The following is a 17,404-nucleotide window of genomic DNA, read 5'->3' on the forward strand; positions in this document are numbered from 1 at the left end:
CCGGCGACGGCGTCGACCAGGTCCAGGCGCTGTCGCACGACCAGAACGTGAACACGTGAGCACGACCAGGAGAGGCACATGACCGACCACCCGCCGCTGATCGCTGTGACCGATGCCGAACTCGAAGACCTGCGCGCGCGGCTGCGCGCCACCCGGTGGCCCACCCGGTGGCCCGTCGATGGCTGGGAAGCGGGCGCCGACACCACTGAGGTGCGCCGCCTGGCGGAGTACTGGGCCACAGGCTATGACTGGCGCGCCCACGAGGCGCGGATCAACGCCCTGCCGCATCACACGGCCGTCATCGGCGGCACGCCCGTCCATTACCTCCGCTTCGACGGCGAGCGACCGGGCGCCCTGCCGATCGTGCTGACCCACGGCTGGCCCAGCACCTTCCTGGAGCTCACCGACCTCGCCCGGCGTCTCGCGGAGCCGTCGAAGCACGGCGGCGACGCGTCCGACGCGTTCACGGTCGTCGTCCCCTCGCTGCCCGGTTACGCGTTCTCGCCGCAACGCCCGGACCTGCCGCCGACGCTCCAGACCCACCAGATCTGGCACCGGCTCATGCGGGACGAGCTCGGCTTCGACCGGTACGCCGCCCACGGCGGGGACCTGGGCGCGGGGATCACCTCGCGTCTGGGCGAGGCCTACCCGGATTCGCTGGCCGGCATCCACCTGCTCGCCGTCGCCGCACCCCAGGAGTACGACGCCGCCGGCCTCACCCCGGACGAACAGGCCTACCTCGACCAGGTCGCCGACTGGAGCGCGAAGGAAGGCGGTTACCAGCACCAGCAGAACACCCGGCCCCTCACCCTGGCCCACGCGCTGTCCGACTCTCCGACCGGCCTGCTGGCCTGGATCGTGGAGAAGTACCGCGCCTGGAGCGACTCGGGCGGCGACCTGTCGTCCCGGTTCACCGACGACTTCGTCCTCACCCAGGCGTCCCTGTACTGGTTCACCGGCACGATCTCAACATCGTTCCGGCCGTACTACGAGTACGCCCGCGGCCTGACCCCGCGCGTCGAGAGGGTCGAAGTGCCCACCGCCGTCGTCGTCTTCCCCGCTGACCTCACCCGGCCCCCGCGCTCCTGGGCCGAACGCACCTACCACATCACCCGGTACACGTCGATGCCGCGCGGCGGACACTTCGCCGCCCACGAAGAGCCCGAACTGCTCGCCGACGACATCACCGAGTTCTTCCGCCAACTGCGCTGAGACCGACCCGGCAGCGGTCCACGACCGGGGGCCACCCCTCAGGTCACTGGACCGCTGCGGCAGGCGTGGACCACCGCCCGCACACGCCTCTCCACGTTCCTGGCGTGCGCGTTTGTGATGGTCGCCACCGACAGCCTCGCCATCGGCGTCGTCGTCGGCTCCGTCACCGCCATGGTCATCTTCGCCAAGCGCGTCGCCCACCTCGCCCACGTGCACCGCGTCCTGGACCCCGACGGCACCACGGTCGTCCACCCAGCCCCAGCCCACCGCCTGGCAGGCCCGCTCCGTCTCCTCGAACAACTCGGCGGCCGGTCGGCGGCCCCGGGACACCACGGCTGCGCTCGTACGATGGAGTGATGCATGAGGCTCGCGCCACGTCCCGCCCCGACACCTCCGTCGCTCGGCGCACCGGGACGCCTCGTCTTCCCCCGGGGCCGACCGCGCACGTGGCCGCATTCCGGTTGCTGCGGGCCGGGCTGGCGGGTGCCGGTCCCGACCGGGGCGGGGCGGGGTTGGAGAGGCAGGTGCCGGACGGTGAGGACGTCCGGGTGCCGACCGAGTTCCTCAGCAGGCTGTGGCGGCAGCGGCTGGTCGCGGCCGACGATCCCTGTCTCGGGGTGAAGGCCGCCGGTCAGTGGCGCTTCGGGCGGCTGAGGCTGATGGACTACCTGGTCGCGAACGCGCCCACGCTCGAAGAGGCGTTCGCGTGGACGGAGCGGTACTCGGCCCTCCTGAACACCGCCCCCAACGAGATCCGGCTGACCGGCGGCGCGGGCGGCCCGGGGACCGTCACCTATCAGATCCGGTCGGGTGATCTCGAGGTCGATGCCATGGCCAGCCAGTACGCGCTGGCGGCGGTGCTGTTCCGGGCGCGGTACGTGGCCGGACGGGAGATCCGGCCGCTGCACGTCGGACTGGCCTCCAACGCCCCCGCGCGCCATCGGGAGTTGGCGGACCGCTTCGGGGCGCGGCGGCTCGACTTCGGTGTCGGGACCACCGCCATGACGTTCGCGTCCGACGACCTGTCGCTGCCGCTGCCGGACGCCGATGTCCGGCTGGGGGAGGTTCTACGGCGTCACGCGGCCGACGTGATCGCGGCGCAGGCGGCGTCCGGGTCCGTCCCGGCGCCGCCCTCTCCCTGGGCGGACAGGCTCCGGCAGGTCATCGCCGCCCAGCTGGCCGGCGGTGGCCTGTCGTTGCCGGGCGTGGCCAGGGCGCTGGCGCTGAGCCCGCGGAGTTTGCAGCGCCGTCTGGCGGAGGAGGGCACCACCTGGCGGGACCTCGTCGACCGTGTGCGCCGCGACCGTGCCGCCGCGCTGCTGGCCGAGGGGCTGAGCCGGAAGGCGGTCGCGGCACGGCTCGGCTTCGCCGACGCCCGTGCCCTGCGCGGCGCACTCCACCGCTGGGGCATGAGCCCCGTCCCGTGAGCGACGTTCCCCCCAGGGACGAGTTGGCGCGGCAGAGCCGCCCCCTGGCGTGCCAGAGCCTCCGTCCCGGCAGCCCCGGCCCGCGAGGATCACCCACAGGGGGATCACCGCGCACGAAAGGCATGCAGATGATGACTGGCGACCAGGAGATCACCGGCCGGTTCCCGGTGGGGTACTACCCGCTGCACCCGAACGTCTCGCTCAACTTCCAGCTCAACCGGTTCCACGGCTGGGCGAACGAGGAACTGATGCTGGAGGAGATGCGGACGGCGGCGCCCCGCATCGCCGACTACGCCGACTGGACGCGCGAGATGCTCGCACTCAGCGACACGGCGCTGTCCGCCGGCCGTCATCTGCCCGCCGCCTACTACGCCCGCGCGGCGCAGTTCTTCCTCCGCCCGGACGACCCCCGGCACGCCCCGGCCCGGCAGCGGTTCCTGGACAACGCCGAGGCCGGCAACGGCGTCACCGCCGCCGACCGTCACCAGGTCCCGTACCAGGCGACGCAGCTCACGGCCTACCGCTTCACCCCCACCCGGCCGCGCGGCACGATCGTCGTGTTCGGCGGCTACGACAGCTACATCGCCGAATGGCTGCCCGCGGCGCTCGCCCTGCGCGACGCCGGGCTGGACACCGTCGTCTTCGACGGGCCCGGCCAGGGCACCGTCCTCGACGCGGGCACACCGATGACCCCGGACTGGCACCTGCCGGTGGCCGCCGTCCTGGACCACTTCGGCCTGTCCGACGTCACCCTGGCGGGCTTCTCCCTCGGCGGCTGCCTGGTCGTGCGGGCCGCCGCGCACGAGCCCCGCGTCAGCCGGGTCATCGCCTGGGACATCCTCCCCGACCTCCTCGAAGCCTCGGCCAAGCTCTTCGAGGCCCTGGGCCTCGGCGCGATCACCACGGACTTCGACCAGCTCCCCGCACCGGTATTCGACGCGGCCGTCGAGGAGGCCTGCCGCACCGACCTGCTGGCGGACTGGTTCCTCGAACAGGGCAAGCGCGTCATGGGCGCCGGCACACCGGCCGAGGTGTTCAACGCCTGGCGCGCCTACCGCACCGACGACGTCTCGCACCTGGTCACCCAGGACGTCCTGCTGCTGGCCGGCGCCGCCGACCACTACGTCCCCCTGCACATGCTCGGCGACCAGATCCTGACCCTGCCCGCCGCACGATCGCTCAGCGCCCGCGTCTTCACCGAAGCGGAACACGCCCACAACCACTGCCAGATCGGCAACCAGGGCCTCGCCCTCCAGGTCATCCTCGACTGGCTGGACCAGGTCGGCGGCCGGACCGCCCACCCCGCCGCCCAGTAGCCCCCCGGCCGGCCCGCGCCGGTCGGTACGGACCAGCAAGGTGCGGACCGGTGAGGTGCGGACCGGGGCCGTCACGGCAGAGGGGTGCAGGGCGGCGTCACCACGGAAGGTTGCCGGAGCGGTCGATGAACTGTCCCGTCGGTCCGTCCGGACCGATCGTCGCGAGGGTCACGATGGACTCGGCGCCCTCGGCGACGCTGTGTCCGAGGCCGCCGGTGAAGTCGGTCGCGGTCTGCCCGGGGTCCGCGGCGTTGATCTTCACGTCCTTCAACTCCCTGGCGTACTGCGTCGTGAGCATCGTGACCGCGGCCTTCGAGGCGGAGTAGAGGGGCAGGGCGTACCGCGACTCGACCCGCGCCGGGTCCTGGGTCATGCCGAAGGAGCCCATCCCGCTGGAGACGTTGACGATGACGGGGTTGGACGACGTGCGCAGCAGCGGGAGGAAGGCGTGGGTGACGCGCACGAGTCCGACGACGTTGACGTCGAGCACGGCGCTGATGTCGGCGGCGGTGTAGTCCTCGACGGGGCCGACCGTGCCGAGGACACCGGCGTTGTTGACCAGGACGTCGAGCGTTCCCTCGTGCGCGGCGACGTCCTCGGCCGCCGCCCGGACCGAGGCGTCGTCGGTCACGTCGATCCGCACGAACCGGGCGCCGAGCGACTCGGCGGCGGCCCGGCCGCGCTCGGGGTCGCGGGCGCCGAGGAGGACGGTGTGTCCCGCCTCGACGAGGCGACGGGCGGTTTCGTAACCGAGGGACTTGTTGGCCCCGGTGATGAGGGTGGTGGTCATGCGGGCTCCTCCTGGTCCGGACAGCACGGTCGTGCGCTGTTCACGCACTTCATGCTGGGCGCGGAGGAGCGTCGGCGGGAGCTACGGGTCTTGCTGGTACGGCGCGTACCACCCAGCGGCATGGTCCGGTCCACCGGATGCGGCAGCGGACGGGCGCTCAGCGCCGAGGAGCACTCAGCGCTGAGGAGACATCTTCTGGACCCCCAGGGTCGCGAGGAGTTCGAGCTTGCCGGCGGCGTCGGTGCCCGGCTGCGGCGTGTACACCACGAGCCGGAGGTTGGTGTCCTGGGTGTTGAGGATGTCGGAGTTCAGGGCGATGTCCCCGACATCCGGGTGCCGGACGAGTTTGTGCGCGCTCTGGTGGCCGCCCACCGCCCGGCGGTTCCACAGCTCGCGGAACCGTGGGCTGTGGTTCAGCCTCGACACCAGTGCCGTGAGATCGGGATCGCCGGGGTACCGGCTCGTCGTCGCGTGCAGGTCGGCGACGAGGGACTCCTCGAACGCCGCCCGCTCGGCCGCCGTCTGCCGGACGCGGGGCAGCTCGCCGAGGAACTGCCAGACCAGGACGTTGCGGTCCCCCGCACCGCGGACCGTGGGGTCGCCGAACGTGGCCGCGAACAGCGGGTTCCAGTGCAGCAGCTGCCAGGTGGCGTCGTAGACCGCCAGCGGGTTGCCGGCGAGCTGGTCCACGATCCGGTACAGGCTCCCCGGGATCATGCGCGGGACCCGGCTCGGATCCGCCGCGTGACCGGCCATGCGGAGGAGGTGCGCGTGCTCCTCGTCGGACAGGTGCAGGGCACGGGCGAGGGCCGAGCAGATCTGCGCCGAGGGTGTCGCCACGCGGCCCTGCTCCAGCCGGACCACGTACTCGACGGAGATGCCGGCCAGCGTCGCCAGTTCCGCGCGTCGCAGACCGGGGACCCGGCGGGGTGAGCCGTGTGCGACCCCCACCGTCGCGGGGTCCAGCCGGTCCCGCCACGCCCGCAGCGTGGCACCGAGTTGCTCCATGCCCACCATCCTCCCGCATACCACCCCGGCCGGGTGCTGCGCGCCTCCGCGGCCGCACGGCGGCGAGCGGTGCGGGCACCGGCCTCGGTGGTCGCCCGGCGGCCGGGCGGTGTGGACGTTCAGCCGAGGAGGGTTCTGGCGGCCTCCCGGGCGGGGCGCGCGGCCTTCGTGTCCCCGGTGATGGCGGCGGTCACGATCGCGCCTTCGGCCATCAGGCACACGGGCTCCGCCGGCACGTCCGCGGCGGCGTCGACCCATGCGGTGATCTGCTCGTGGAAGGCCCGTTTGTGCGCACGCACCTCGGCGAGGACCGCGGGCGAGGCCGTGCCGAGTTCGCCGTAGGCGTTGATCCAGGCACAGCCCCGGAAGCCGGGCTCGGCGAACCACCGTTCGAGCCAGTCGAACACCGACAGCAACCGCTCGCGCGGGTCCTCGTGGCGCTCCACGTACTCGGTCAGACTCGCCCGCCACCGGCGGTCCCGTCGCCGCAGCACCGCGACGACGAGTTCCTCCTTGGTGGCGAAGAGTCCGTAGATCCGCTTCAGCGGTATCCCCGCGGCGGCGCGGACGGCGTCCATGCCGACCGCCTGGATGCCGCGCTCGTAGAAGAGCGCCTCGGCGGCGTCCAGCAGGCCGTCCCGGTCGCGGGTCTTCTGTTCCTCGCTGAGCGGCGCCGGCATGGGGAGCCTCCTTGACGTTGAGAACGCTCGTTCCCTACGGTAGCCGCACCACATCGAGAACGCACGTTCTCAACCGGAGGAGGAAACATGAGCGAGCCCCGTCCGCCGTTCCCGCCGTTCACCGAGGAGACCGCGCTGCTGAAGGTGCGGGCGGCCGAGGACGCGTGGAACACGCGCGATCCGCAGCGCGTCGCGCAGGCCTACACACCCGATTCGGTCTGGCGCAACCGCGAGGTGTTCGTGACCGGCCGCGAGGAGATCGTCCGGTTCCTGACCGGCAAGTGGGAACGCGAACTCGACTACGCCCTGCGCAAGAGCCTGTGGGCGTACCACGAGAACCGTATCGCCGTCCGGTTCCAGTACGAGTGGCACGACGTGGCAGGACAGTGGTGGCGCAGCTACGGCAACGAGCTGTGGGAGTTCGACGCCGAGGGCCTGATGGCGCGACGGGAGGCGAGCATCAACGACGTACGGATCGACGAGGCCGACCGGCGCATCCTCGGCCCGCGCCCCGCCGGGGACCAGGGCATCGAACCCCCGCTCCGCTAGCCCGCCGGCCGGCCGGTGGGCCGGCTACGGATGCGTGTCGGTGATCGCGATGACCTCGTCGAGGCGGTCCCGGGCGGCCTGGAGGTCTTCGATCCTGGCCTGGATGCGCTCGCGTTCGACGCGCAGCATGGCTCGTTGGTCGGCGTCGGTGTGTCCGGAGTCCCAGCACGGAAGGAGTTCGGTGATCCGTCGGCTGGTCAGGCCGGCGGCGTACATCTGCTGGAAGAAGTGGACCAGGGGGATGGCGTCCTGCCGGTACAGGCGCTGGCCCGACGGGCTGCGTTCCGCGGTGAGCAGGCCCTGCTGCTCGTAGTAGCGCACGGCGCGCACCGAGACGCCGGCGCCCCGTGCCACCTCGCCGATGCGGATCAGCCGCTCGGTCGGGTCCACTGTGACAGACATGGTGATTCCTCTCACCCTGGGTCTGGCGGTCGGCACTTGCCTCTGACGTTAGCGTCAGCTTTTAGCGTACCGGACATGGACATCAACAACTCCGTCGCCCTTGTCACCGGTGCCAACCGCGGCCTGGGCCGCGCCTTTTCCCAGCGTCTGCTCGAACGGGGCGCCCGCAAGGTCTACGCGACGGCCCGCCGGCCGGAGACCGTGGACCTGCCCGGGGTCGAGGTACTGCCCCTCGACGTCACCGACCCCGCATCCGTGAAGGCGGCCGCCGAGGCCGCCCCCGACGTCTCACTGCTGATCAACAACGCGGGGATCAGTACGGGTGCCGACCTGGTGACCGGTCCGCCGGACGCGGTGCGGCACGAGCTGGAGACCAACATGTTCGGCCAGCTGGAGATGGTCCGGGCGTTCGCGCCGGCGCTCGCCGGGAACGGCGGGGGCGCGATCGTCAACGTCCTCTCCGCCATGTCGTGGTTCGGGGGCAGGGGTGCCACTGCCTATCACCTGTCCAAGGCCGCCGCCTGGGCCATGACCAACGGCGTCCGCCTGGAGCTGGCCGAACAGGGCACGCTCGTCACGGCGGTGCACCTCGGACTGGCCGACACCGACATGGCCGCGGGCTGGCCGGTGGCCAAGATCGCCCCGTCGGACCTGGCCGACGCGGCGCTCGACGGTGTCGAGGCGGGCTCGGCCGAGGTCCTCGCCGACCAGTGGAGCCGGGACGTCAAGTCGCGGCTGCCCCTGGCTCCGGAAGAGCTGAACGCCGCCATGGACCGAGCCCTGGCGGCGCTGATGGCGGCCTGAGGGGACGAACGCCCCGGCCCCGGTGGCACGGCACCGCGCACCCGCCCCCGGCCCGGACCACGGGCCGGGGGCGGCATCCGGCAGCCATCGGCCGCGCGGACCGTCCCGGGAGTGGACGACGGTTACGGCACCGTGTAGCCGGCGGCGCGGAACAGTTCGTACCACTCGGAGCGGGTGAGCGGGAGGTCCGAGCCGAGCGCGGCGGCCTGGACCCGCTCCGGTGTGGTGGTGCCCAGCACCACCTGCATCCGCGCGGGGTGGCGCGTGATCCAGGCGACCGCGATCGCCTCGGCCGGCACACCGTACTTCGCGCTCAGCCGGTCGATCACCGCGTTCAGCTCGGGGTGGCGCTCGGAGCCGATGAACGGGCCGTCGAAGAACCCGGCCTGGAAGGGCGACCATGCCTGGATGGTGATGTCGTGCAGGCGGCAGTAGTCGACGATTCCGTCGTCACGCACGATGGACTGGTCCAGGCCCTGCATGTTCGCGGCGACGCCCTGCGCGATCATCGGCGCGTGGGTGATCGACAGCTGCAACTGGTTGGCGACGATCGGCTGCCTGACGTACTTGCGCAGCAGGTCGAGCTGCCGGGGCGTCTGGTTGGAGACACCGAAGGCACGCACCTTGCCCGCCGCCGACAGCTCGTCGAAGGCCCGGGCCACCTCCTCCGGCTCGACGAGCGCGTCGGGGCGGTGCAGCAGCAGGATGTCGAGGTAGTCGGTGCCGAGGGCTTCGAGCGAGCCGTTCACCGACCGCACGATGTGCTCGTGGGAGAAGTCGAAGTACGGGCCGTCCCGCACGATGCCGGCCTTGGACTGGATGACGAACTGCTCACGCTCCGAGGAGCTGAGCCCCAGCGCTTCCGCGAACCGGCGCTCGCAGCCGTGCGTGTCCGAGCCGTACACGTCCGCGTGGTCGAGGAAGGTGATGCCGGCGTCGCGCGCGGTGTGCACGAGCGTGCGCACCGCCTCGTCGCTCATCTCCTGGATGCGCATCAGACCGAGGACGACGTTCGGGACCACCATGTCGGTGCCGGGCAGGGTGAAGGTCTTCATATGGCTCTTTCGGTAGGGCCTGGAGGTGTGTGGCCTGGAGGTGTGCGGCGTGGACGCGTCAGGCGGACAGGCGTGCGATCTGGTCGGCCGTGAGCTGGAGGTCGGCCGCGGCGGCGGAGTCACGGATGCTCTCGGGGCGCGAGGCACCGGGGATCGGGATGACGACGGGTGCGAGCGCGAGCTCCCACGCGAGGGCGACCCGGTGGACGCTCGCGCCGGTCTCGTCGGCGACCTGCTGGAACGCTCCGTGGCGCTCCGCGAGGTCCTTCGCGTTGCCGATGCCGCCCAGCGGGCTCCACGGCAGGAACGCGATACCGAGGTCGGCGCAGTGCTCGAGCTCCTGCATGCTGGAGCGGAACGCGGGCGAGAACTGGTTCTGCACCGACACGAGCCGGCCGCCGAGCACCTCGCGGGCCACGTCGATCTGGGCGACGTCGGCGTTGGAGATGCCGGCCATAAGGATCACGCCCTCCTCCAGCAGCTCGCGGAGCGCACCGACGGAGTCGGCGTAGGGCACGGCGGGGTCGGGACGGTGGAACTGGTAGAGGCCGATCGCGTCGACGCCGAGCCGGCGGGCGGACTCCTTCGCCGCGCGCTTGAGGTACTGCGGGTCCCCGTTGCGCGTCCACGAACCGTCGCCGGGACGCAGGTGCCCGCCCTTCGTCGCCACGAGCACGTCGGCGGCGCCCGCGCCGTACTCGCGCAGCGCCCGGGCGATGAGCTCCTCGTTGTGGCCGACCTCGTGCGCGTCGCGGTGGTAGGCGTCGGCCGTGTCGATCAGGGTGACGCCGGCGTCGAGCGCGGCGTGGATCGTGGCGACCGAACGCTGTGCGTCCGGGCGGCCCTCGATCGACATCGGCATCCCGCCGAGGCCGATCGCGGAGACGGTCCGCTCACCGATGGTGCGCTGTCGCATGGTCTTCTCCTCCTGGACATCCCTGTGCGTGTTCTCCTGGACGTCTTCGCGCGGAGACGGTGCCGTGCGACGTCGCCCGCTCACTCTAGAAATCACTGATCCAGAAATCCAACAGCTACTGGTGCTGGCATTCAGAAATTCGAGATGTGAAAGGAGCCCGCCGGGCGGCCCACCGGCCCGTCCGCGCCCGGCACACCTCACTCCTCAGGCGGAACAGGGGTGAGCACCCCACCGTCCGCGCCATGGGCCCGCTGATGGGGTTCACCAGCGGGCCCGGAGGAACGTCCCTGCGCACACGGGCGGTTGTTACGGCTTGGAGCCGTTCATGATGTTGGCGATCGGTCCGATGAGGAACCACTTGTTGTCGACGCCCTGACCCTTGATCTGGTGGGGCTCGGTGTCGCCCGTGTAGTAGTACAGCGGATGGCCTCCGTAGGTGACCTGCTTCGTGCCGTCGGTCCGCTCGATGGTGCCCAGGTTGCCCGGCACGGTGTACTTGCCGGTCACGGTCACCGGCTTGGTCGTCGTGAGCGGCGGCCACTTCTTGGCGCACGCGTCGTAGCAGTGGGACGCCGTCTTCTTGTCGTCGGTGTTCAGGTACAGCGTGCGCCCGGCCGTGTCGGTGAGCCAGATGCCGGCGCTGCCCTTCGCGGTCTTCAGGACCAGCTTGGCTCCCGGGTCCGACTTCGCGCCCGCGTCCGCGTCCGCCGAGTCCGGCGCCGTGGACGCCGTCTTCGAACCGGTGGACGACGAGTCGTCGGAGGAGTCACCGCATGCTGCCGCGAATGTCGCCAGGGCGGCGAGGGAGAGGCCGAGGCCGAGCGTGCGCAGTGAAGTCGTACGGAGCATGACCGTCCTTGTGTATGAGTGCAACGCGGCATGTGCCGTGGTGCGAGGTGTGGTGGTGAGGTGGACCGGCTCGCGGATGCGGAGGCACGCCGCCGGTCGCTGCCGTCAGGAGACCTTGACGGTGAGGGTGTGGTGGCCGGTGGCGCCGTTCGGCACCACGCCCTGGACGGCGGAGGTCTGCACGGCGCCAGTGGCGTCGGTCGCGCGCACCCTGACCTTGTGCGAGCCCTTCGGCGCGTTCGTCCACTCGTACGACCACTGCCGCCAGGTGTCCGGGGTGTCCGCCGCCGTCAGCGTCGCCTCTCGCCAGGGTCCGTCGTCGATCTGCACCTCCACGGCGGCGACGCCGCGGTGGGTGGCCCAGGCCGTGCCGGCGAGCGTCACGGTCCCGGCCGGGACCGTCGCCTCGCTCCGCGGCACGTCGATCCGGGACGCGGTCTTGACCGGGGCCTGCGGCGAGTAGCCGCGCGGTGTCCAGTACGCGTCGGAGGCGGCGAAGGTGGTGAGGTTCAGATCGGTCAGCCACTTGGTGGCCGACACGTATCCGTACAGACCGGGGATCAGCATCCGGCACGGGAAGCCGTGCCGGGTCGGCAGCGCCTCGCCGTTCATCGCGATCGCCAGCATCGCCTGCCGGCCGTCGAGCACCGCTTCGACCGGCGAGCCGATCGTCATCCCGTCGGCGGAGGTGGACAGGATCATGTCCGCCCCGCGGTGGACACCGGCACGGCGCAGCAGGGGTGCCAGGGGCGTGCCGAGCCAGCGCGCGTTGCCGACGTACGGTCCGCCGACCGGGTTCGACACGCAGGTCAGGGTCATGTCGTGTTCTTCGAACCGGTAGGAGAGCAGTTCGTCGAAGGTGATCTCGAACGGGCGGTCCACCATGCCGTGGATCTTCAGCTTCCAGTCCCCCGGGTCCACACGCGGGACGACGAGTGCCGTGTCCACCCGGTAGAACTCCGAGGTCGGGGTGAAGAACGGACCGAGGCCGCGGACCTTCGCGTGTGCCGAGGCGGGCGGTTCGGGCAGCGCGGTGGCCGGCGTGGGCAGTACCACCTTCGCGCGCGCCTTCGCGACGTCGTAACGCCGCGCGATCCACTTCTCGCCGCCGTATCCGGCCACCAGCGCGCCCGCCGTCGTACCGAGTGCGCCGATCACGAAGCGGCGCCTCTCGCCCGACTCCGCGGACGGCTGCGACTCCTTGAGCGACAGGACGGTCAGCCGCCACAGCACCAGCGCCGCGGCGATTCCGGCGGACAGTGAGGGGAACAGCCAGTCGGTGCCCGCCGTCGGCCGGGTGACGGCGGCGATCGCGCCGACGACGCCGAACGCGGCGGTCAGCAGGCTCGCGAGAGCCGGCCGGGCGCGGGCGAGCACGCCGATGGCGGCCGCCCCCATGCCGATCGTCGTGTAGACGCCGGTCAGCAGCACCGTCTTGTCGTTGCTGCCGAAGGTGCGGATCGCGACCTGCTCGAGCCAGGTGGGCGTGATGCTGATGGCCCAGTTCCCGGCCGCCGTCACCGGCGCGGACGCCTCTCCCGTGGCCACCGCGACCAGTTCACCGATCGCCAGGCCGGCGCCGCCGGCCAGGAGACCGACCAGCGCGCCTCGCGCGATCCGCCCGATGCGGCCGGCCGGGCGCGTCCCGGCCCGGAGGTCGGGCGATGCGCCGCCCATGTCAGTCCGCCTGGCGGACGCGGCCGAGGCGCAGCGCCGAGACGAGGAAGAAGATGCCGCCGAGGACGGCGTAGCCAGCCAGGTTGGTCAGCTCCGGATCCGAGGCGGAGGCGCCCAGGAAGAACTGTGTCCCGGCCAGCACGGAGATGCCGCCGCTGAGCATCATCGGCCACTGGCCGCTCATCCGGCGCTTGCGGCGGCCGAGACCGACGAACAGCTGGACGGCTCCGGAGACGACGGCCCAGGCGCCCCAGACGCGCAGGACCGCGGGCACCCCCGAGGCACCGGCGACGGCGAGGCCGGCCGCGGCGACGGTGCTGATCGCGATGTTCGTCTGCAAGCCGCGGAGCGTTCCGGTGGCGCCGGACGAGCGGGCGTCGACGATCGCCGCGGCGACGTCGAACAGGGGGTAGAGAACGAGCAGGGTGATGCCGAGGGCGCCGAGGTGCGACTGGTCGGCGAACAGCAGGGCCGCCCAGACGACGGCGAAGCCGAACCGCACGAGGTAGAGCCGGCGCAGGGCCGGCGCGAAGCTGCCGACGGCCGCGGCGGAGCCGGCGGCCGGCACGTCCAAGGGGGTCACGATGATCCTTTCGGGCTGTGACGGAGGGAGGACAGGACGCTCGGCCGACGGCGGCGCCGTCGACTCCCGCTGCGGGAAGGCGCGTACGTGGAGCCGCGCCGCCCGTAGCGATACTGAACGTTCTGTCTTGACTCAGCATCACGGATCACCCCTCACCTGTCAAGACCGAACGTTCTCCCCTCCCCTGCCCTGCCCTGTCCTGTCCTGTCCTGTCGTCGAGCAGCCCTGCGGCGCCCGCGCCGCCCGGGTGACCGCGCCGCTCCGGACGGCCGCCGTCGACGTCGGCCACCGGCCGCCGGGGTTTCCCGGCGGCCGGCGGGCTGGTGCCTCTCGTCAGTGGCTCGACACCAGTGACGTGCCGTACCCCTGTGCCGTCACCGCCAGGTCGCCCGTGTGCCGGGCGTCGAGCGGACAGGAGATCACCACCTCGCGCTCCTCACCGGGCAGCAGCCACACGTAGTTGTCGGAGTAGCGCGCGGGCAGCACCCGGTGGCCCGTGTGGCGGTCGCGCAGCGACAGCCGGACCATCGGCGCCACGGCACGGCCCTTGTTGCGTACCGTCACGGTGACGGAGGCGTGCCCGGCGTGCCGCGTGGTCCGGCCCCGCGACACCTCGAGCCTGGCCCCGGACAGGCCGTTGAGCGCCTGCATGTCCTTGGGCTGGTCGTAGCGCCAGTACGTGTTCTCCGACAGCGTCCGGCCGTCGGCGCGGGTCAGGCGCAGCCGCAGCAGGTGCAGGGGGTGGTCGCCGTCGGGTTCGGTCACCGTGAAGGCCGGTGCCGTCGAGGAGGCGGGAAGGTCGACCGTCTGCCGCTGGGGGGCGGCCAGCCGCTTCCCGGACAGGTCCAGGAGCTCGGCCTCGACCACCGCGTGGCGCAGCGTCTCGGGCGTGTGGTTGACCGCGATGACCTTCCAGTCCCGCGGGTCGGCCTGCACGTGATGCGCCTCGCAGCCCGAACGCGATCCGTAGTAACTGCCGTTGACGTCCAGGTCGTAGTCGTAGGTCTGCCACACGGTGCTGTGCCAGGCCGGGTTGGACATCCACAGCAGCAGTCCGCTCGCGTCCTTCCACAGGTTGGCGTTCCATGCCTCGAAGATGGCCCGCATGGACTCGTAGTTGACGAATTGCGCCTTGGCGCAGAACTCCTCCAGGGAGGAGGACGCACCCAGGCGCTCGTCGATGGCCGCCTTGTAGCTCTGCGGATTCTGGCCGCCGCGCTCCAGCCAGTCGTGGTGGTTCCACACCAGGCCGATGGGCCACTCCTTCTCACCGTCGACGAGATGGCGCATGCTCTCGGCGACGGAGACCGTCGGGATGCCGATCTCGGTGTGGAAACCGAAGGTTCCGTGCGCGTAGAGGTCGGGAGAGAAGTACCGCTTGGGGTCGACCCAGGCGTAGGGACCGCTGCCGCTGGCGATGCCGGCCGCCGAGTTGCTGAGGTAGGTCACGCCGGGGTGCTCCTCGGCCACGGCGGTCCGGGAGCCCTGGTCGATCTCGCCCGACGGGGTGCCCTCGTTGGCTCCGCACCACACGACGATGGACGGGTGCGAGCGGTAGCGGCGGATGGTGTCGCGCACCTGGTCGAGGTAGAGGGCGTGGTTCGGCGGGTCCAGGAACCAGGCGTTCCAGAAGTCGTTCCACACCAGCAGCCCGTTCTCGTCGCAGCGGGCGTAGAACTCCTCGCGGTTGCTGCTGCCGATCCAGTTGCGGATCATCGTGAAGTTCATGTCGCGGTGCATCCCGACGACGGCCTCCATGCGTCCGTCGCCCATGCGGCGCAGGAGTTCGTCCCAGCCCCAGTTGCCGCCCCGGCACATCACCTTCACGCCGTTGACGCTGATCTGGAGCTGGACCGGCTGGTTGTCCACCGCCTTCGCGTCCGTCCACTTCTCCCCGTCGTCGGAGACCTGAACGGTGAAGGTCAGCGCGTACGCCGTCTCCCACACCAGGGTGATCCGGTCGAAGTCCTTGGCCTCGCCGAGGTCGACGCGGATCCACTGGTTGTCGGAGTAGTTCGAGGACCAGCGGGTGTTCGGATCGCCGTCGACGGCCGCCGCGGCGGTATTGGCCGCGTTGTCGGTGGAGGAGGCCGACGCGGGAGCGTGCAGCGCGAGGTCGGTGTCCGGCTTGTCACTGTCGAGGACGGACAGCTGCCACAGGGAGGCGCCATAGCCGGTGGCCCGGCGGCCGGCGAGGATCCGGACCCAGCGGGCGTGCTGCCGGCCGATGTCCACCTTCTGCTCGAAGCGGTTGGAGCCGGGCTCGAAGGCGACCGGGTTCTCGGAGAAGTAGTCGTACTGGCGCAGGCCGACCCGGACGGTGCGCCCGTCGCTCTCCGTCCGGCCGACCGAGGCGGTGACCTCCAGGTCGTGCAGGGTGGGATCGCCGTAGCCGTTGGGCCACCACAGCTCGGGGTTCTTCAGCCGCAGGGCGGGGAAGTCCTTCGGCGCGAAGACCACGTCGGTGCTCGCGCCGCCGTCGACCCGCACGTCCTTGCTGACCCGCACGCCACCGAGCCGGGCCTTGACCGTCACGGTCCGGGCCGACGCGGCCGCGTTGCGCACGGGCACGGTGAGGGTGACCTCGGCCCGGGAGCGGTCCGGCAGGCCGGGCAGCACCGTGTTCACGGCCGGGTCGGCGACGACGGCGTCGCCGGTCGCGCGCAGCCGGACGTGGTTCCAGATGCCCATCACCCGGTCGCGCACGGCAGGCATCCAGTCCCAGCCGGTCACCGCCAGGTAGGTCGGGCCGTTGCGCATCATCGTGTCCGAGCCGGCGTCGGCGTAGGACACGCCGTTGGAGCCCCGGTCGCCCGGGCTGCCGGGATAGGGCATCGGGTCGATGCGCACGGCCAGGACGTGCTCGCCCCTGGCGGAGAGCTTGTCGGTCACGTCGAACGCGCCGCGGGCGGTGGGATGGTCCAGCTCGCCCACCTTGGTGCCGTCGAGCCAGATCTCCGCCTTGTGATTGATGCCGTCCAGTTCGAGCCAGACGCGGTGCCGGCCGTGGGAGGTGAGCCCGTGCGGGACGGAGAAGGAGCGCCGGTACCACCAGGACGCCTTGCCGAGCGCCTCGGGGATGTGCAGGTTGTTCATGCCCTTCACCGGGTCGGGCAGGTGTCCCTCGGCGACGAGGGAGGCGAGGATCGTGCCCGGCACCTGGGCGCGCAGCCAGCGGGAGGTGTCGATGCCGGACGCGGACAGCCGGGCCCCGTCGTCGGTGCCGGCGAACTCCTCCAGCGTGACGTTCCACCCCGACTCCAGCGGCACCGTGCCGTCCGCCGCGACCTTCAGCGCCGGGGCCGGGCGGGCGCCGCTGGTCCACTCGGTCCAGCCCGTCGCCTTCGGCCGTCTGCCCGGAGCGGTGCCGTACACCTGGAGGCCGTTGAGGCCGAGCGGGTTGTCGTTGGACAGTCCGGTGCCGACCATACGGATCCAGCGGGCGGTCACCGGCTCGTCAAGGGTGATCTCGACCGTGCCGCCCTTGTCGGTGGAGCCTTCGTACACCTTCTGCCAGGCCTTGCCGTCCCGGGAGGCCTCGATGCGGAAGTGCGTGGCGTAGCTGGACAGCACCTCCCAGCCGGTGGTGCCCGCGCGGGGATTGTCGCCGCTGTGCGGCGCGTACACGGTGTCGCCCTCGGTGGCCTCGAAGACGAGAACCACGGAGGTGACACGGCAGTCGCCTTCCAGGTCGACGGCGACCCACTGGGGGTCGTCGGTGCCGGCGGCCCGCCACCCGCTGCCGGTGACACCGGCCCGCCCCAGGCGGTCGGTGACGAAGCCGGCGGGTGTGGGCGCGTACGCGGTCGAGGAGACCTCGACGGGGCGGTAGAGTGCGAGGTCGGCACCGGCCGCCTTGCCCTCCGTCGCGGGGGCCGCGGCCGCGGGCGCGGCGGCGGCCCGGTCGGGCAGCGCGCCGACGAGGCTCACGCTCGCGAGCACGGTGGCCGATGCGGTGAGGAACGTCCGGCGCGACTGGTGCGTGTCGGAGGCGGCGGCGCCTGTGTGGTCGTCGCGCATGGGCTACTCCTTGATGTGGTTCGCTGTGGTTCGCTGCGGGTGAGGAGAAGGGAAGAAGGGGGAATGACCGACAGCCGGTGTGGCGTGGGCCGCCGGGCACTGTGGTGGGGGGCGGG

The 17,404-nt window shown here is 71.7% G+C and carries 15 protein-coding genes and 1 pseudogene; 6 read left to right on the forward strand and 10 right to left on the reverse strand.

What is annotated here, in order from left to right; all coding sequences use genetic code 11:
* Nucleotides 1–78: 78 nt before the first annotated feature.
* The 4 genes and pseudogenes from IO29_RS05555 (at nucleotide 79) to IO29_RS05570 (ending at nucleotide 3,955) form a co-directional block, all read left to right on the forward strand.
* Nucleotides 79–1,212, forward strand: a complete 1,134-nt coding sequence (locus IO29_RS05555) for an epoxide hydrolase family protein (protein WP_030377729.1) — start codon at nucleotides 79–81, stop codon at nucleotides 1,210–1,212.
* Nucleotides 1,213–1,326: 114 nt separating this feature from the next.
* Nucleotides 1,327–1,464: pseudogene (locus IO29_RS40335) on the forward strand (sodium-independent anion transporter); the annotation flags it as partial.
* Nucleotides 1,465–1,568: 104 nt separating this feature from the next.
* Nucleotides 1,569–2,639: an AraC family transcriptional regulator ligand-binding domain-containing protein gene (locus IO29_RS05565; protein ID WP_078618082.1), complete on the forward strand. Its 1,071-nt coding sequence runs from the start codon at nucleotides 1,569–1,571 to the stop codon at nucleotides 2,637–2,639.
* A gap of 122 nt (nucleotides 2,640–2,761) precedes the next feature.
* Entirely contained in the window at nucleotides 2,762–3,955 is a 1,194-nt protein-coding gene (locus IO29_RS05570; RefSeq protein ID WP_051707327.1) for an alpha/beta hydrolase, read from the forward strand.
* A 97-nt stretch (nucleotides 3,956–4,052) separates the two neighbouring features.
* On the opposite strand, the gene IO29_RS05575 is transcribed toward IO29_RS05570, so the two are convergent.
* The 3 genes from IO29_RS05575 to IO29_RS05585 form a co-directional block, all read right to left on the reverse strand.
* Nucleotides 4,053–4,745, reverse strand: coding sequence for an SDR family NAD(P)-dependent oxidoreductase (locus tag IO29_RS05575; RefSeq protein WP_030377725.1), 693 nt, complete (start codon nucleotides 4,743–4,745; stop codon nucleotides 4,053–4,055).
* Between the two features lie 174 nt (nucleotides 4,746–4,919).
* Nucleotides 4,920–5,753 (reverse strand): helix-turn-helix transcriptional regulator, encoded by an 834-nt coding sequence (locus tag IO29_RS05580; protein ID WP_030377724.1) that lies wholly within the window; start codon nucleotides 5,751–5,753, stop codon nucleotides 4,920–4,922.
* Nucleotides 5,754–5,872: 119 nt separating this feature from the next.
* Nucleotides 5,873–6,433 (reverse strand): TetR/AcrR family transcriptional regulator, encoded by a 561-nt coding sequence (locus IO29_RS05585; RefSeq protein ID WP_030377723.1) that lies wholly within the window; start codon nucleotides 6,431–6,433, stop codon nucleotides 5,873–5,875.
* An 87-nt stretch (nucleotides 6,434–6,520) separates the two neighbouring features.
* On the opposite strand from IO29_RS05585, the gene IO29_RS05590 reads away from it, so the two are divergent.
* A complete protein-coding gene (locus IO29_RS05590; protein ID WP_030377722.1) occupies nucleotides 6,521–6,982 on the forward strand; it encodes a nuclear transport factor 2 family protein in 462 nt (153 codons plus the stop codon).
* Between the two features lie 24 nt (nucleotides 6,983–7,006).
* Here IO29_RS05590 and IO29_RS05595 read toward each other — a convergent pair whose 3' ends face one another.
* Nucleotides 7,007–7,384, reverse strand: a complete 378-nt coding sequence (locus tag IO29_RS05595) for a MerR family DNA-binding transcriptional regulator (protein ID WP_030377721.1) — start codon at nucleotides 7,382–7,384, stop codon at nucleotides 7,007–7,009.
* 75 nt (nucleotides 7,385–7,459) lie between these two features.
* On the opposite strand from IO29_RS05595, the gene IO29_RS05600 reads away from it, so the two are divergent.
* A complete protein-coding gene (locus IO29_RS05600; protein ID WP_030377720.1) occupies nucleotides 7,460–8,188 on the forward strand; it encodes an SDR family oxidoreductase in 729 nt (242 codons plus the stop codon).
* Between the two features lie 122 nt (nucleotides 8,189–8,310).
* Here the strand turns inward: IO29_RS05600 and IO29_RS05605 are convergent, their stop codons facing one another.
* From IO29_RS05605 to IO29_RS05630, 6 genes are all read right to left on the reverse strand, one after another.
* Nucleotides 8,311–9,243, reverse strand: coding sequence for an aldo/keto reductase (locus IO29_RS05605; RefSeq protein ID WP_030377719.1), 933 nt, complete (start codon nucleotides 9,241–9,243; stop codon nucleotides 8,311–8,313).
* 58 nt (nucleotides 9,244–9,301) lie between these two features.
* Nucleotides 9,302–10,159: an aldo/keto reductase gene (locus IO29_RS05610; protein ID WP_030377718.1), complete on the reverse strand. Its 858-nt coding sequence runs from the start codon at nucleotides 10,157–10,159 to the stop codon at nucleotides 9,302–9,304.
* Nucleotides 10,160–10,465: 306 nt separating this feature from the next.
* Nucleotides 10,466–11,008: a COG4315 family predicted lipoprotein gene (locus tag IO29_RS05615; protein ID WP_033224626.1), complete on the reverse strand. Its 543-nt coding sequence runs from the start codon at nucleotides 11,006–11,008 to the stop codon at nucleotides 10,466–10,468.
* A 105-nt stretch (nucleotides 11,009–11,113) separates the two neighbouring features.
* Nucleotides 11,114–12,685, reverse strand: a complete 1,572-nt coding sequence (locus tag IO29_RS05620) for a molybdopterin-dependent oxidoreductase (RefSeq protein ID WP_030377716.1) — start codon at nucleotides 12,683–12,685, stop codon at nucleotides 11,114–11,116.
* A 1-nt stretch (nucleotide 12,686) separates the two neighbouring features.
* Nucleotides 12,687–13,268: a hypothetical protein gene (locus tag IO29_RS05625; protein ID WP_051707325.1), complete on the reverse strand. Its 582-nt coding sequence runs from the start codon at nucleotides 13,266–13,268 to the stop codon at nucleotides 12,687–12,689.
* 333 nt (nucleotides 13,269–13,601) lie between these two features.
* Nucleotides 13,602–17,288 (reverse strand): discoidin domain-containing protein, encoded by a 3,687-nt coding sequence (locus IO29_RS05630; protein WP_033224624.1) that lies wholly within the window; start codon nucleotides 17,286–17,288, stop codon nucleotides 13,602–13,604.
* Nucleotides 17,289–17,404 lie beyond the last annotated feature (116 nt).

This window comes from Streptomyces sp. NRRL F-6676 (assembly GCF_000725625.1).
Lineage (GTDB): Bacteria > Actinomycetota > Actinomycetes > Streptomycetales > Streptomycetaceae > Streptomyces.

Coding starts and splice junctions, on each gene's coding strand:
- IO29_RS05595 (WP_030377721.1), bottom strand. CDS start 7,384: ATGTCTGTCACAGTGGACCCGACCGAGCGGCTGATCCGCATCGGCGAG.
- IO29_RS05590 (WP_030377722.1), top strand. CDS start 6,521: ATGAGCGAGCCCCGTCCGCCGTTCCCGCCGTTCACCGAGGAGACCGCG.
- IO29_RS05610 (WP_030377718.1), bottom strand. CDS start 10,159: ATGCGACAGCGCACCATCGGTGAGCGGACCGTCTCCGCGATCGGCCTC.
- IO29_RS05555 (WP_030377729.1), top strand. CDS start 79: ATGACCGACCACCCGCCGCTGATCGCTGTGACCGATGCCGAACTCGAA.
- IO29_RS05580 (WP_030377724.1), bottom strand. CDS start 5,753: ATGGAGCAACTCGGTGCCACGCTGCGGGCGTGGCGGGACCGGCTGGAC.
- IO29_RS05630 (WP_033224624.1), bottom strand. CDS start 17,288: ATGCGCGACGACCACACAGGCGCCGCCGCCTCCGACACGCACCAGTCG.
- IO29_RS05570 (WP_051707327.1), top strand. CDS start 2,762: ATGCAGATGATGACTGGCGACCAGGAGATCACCGGCCGGTTCCCGGTG.
- IO29_RS05575 (WP_030377725.1), bottom strand. CDS start 4,745: ATGACCACCACCCTCATCACCGGGGCCAACAAGTCCCTCGGTTACGAA.
- IO29_RS05585 (WP_030377723.1), bottom strand. CDS start 6,433: ATGCCGGCGCCGCTCAGCGAGGAACAGAAGACCCGCGACCGGGACGGC.
- IO29_RS05565 (WP_078618082.1), top strand. CDS start 1,569: ATGCATGAGGCTCGCGCCACGTCCCGCCCCGACACCTCCGTCGCTCGG.
- IO29_RS05615 (WP_033224626.1), bottom strand. CDS start 11,008: ATGCTCCGTACGACTTCACTGCGCACGCTCGGCCTCGGCCTCTCCCTC.
- IO29_RS05605 (WP_030377719.1), bottom strand. CDS start 9,243: ATGAAGACCTTCACCCTGCCCGGCACCGACATGGTGGTCCCGAACGTC.
- IO29_RS05620 (WP_030377716.1), bottom strand. CDS start 12,685: ATGGGCGGCGCATCGCCCGACCTCCGGGCCGGGACGCGCCCGGCCGGC.
- IO29_RS05600 (WP_030377720.1), top strand. CDS start 7,460: ATGGACATCAACAACTCCGTCGCCCTTGTCACCGGTGCCAACCGCGGC.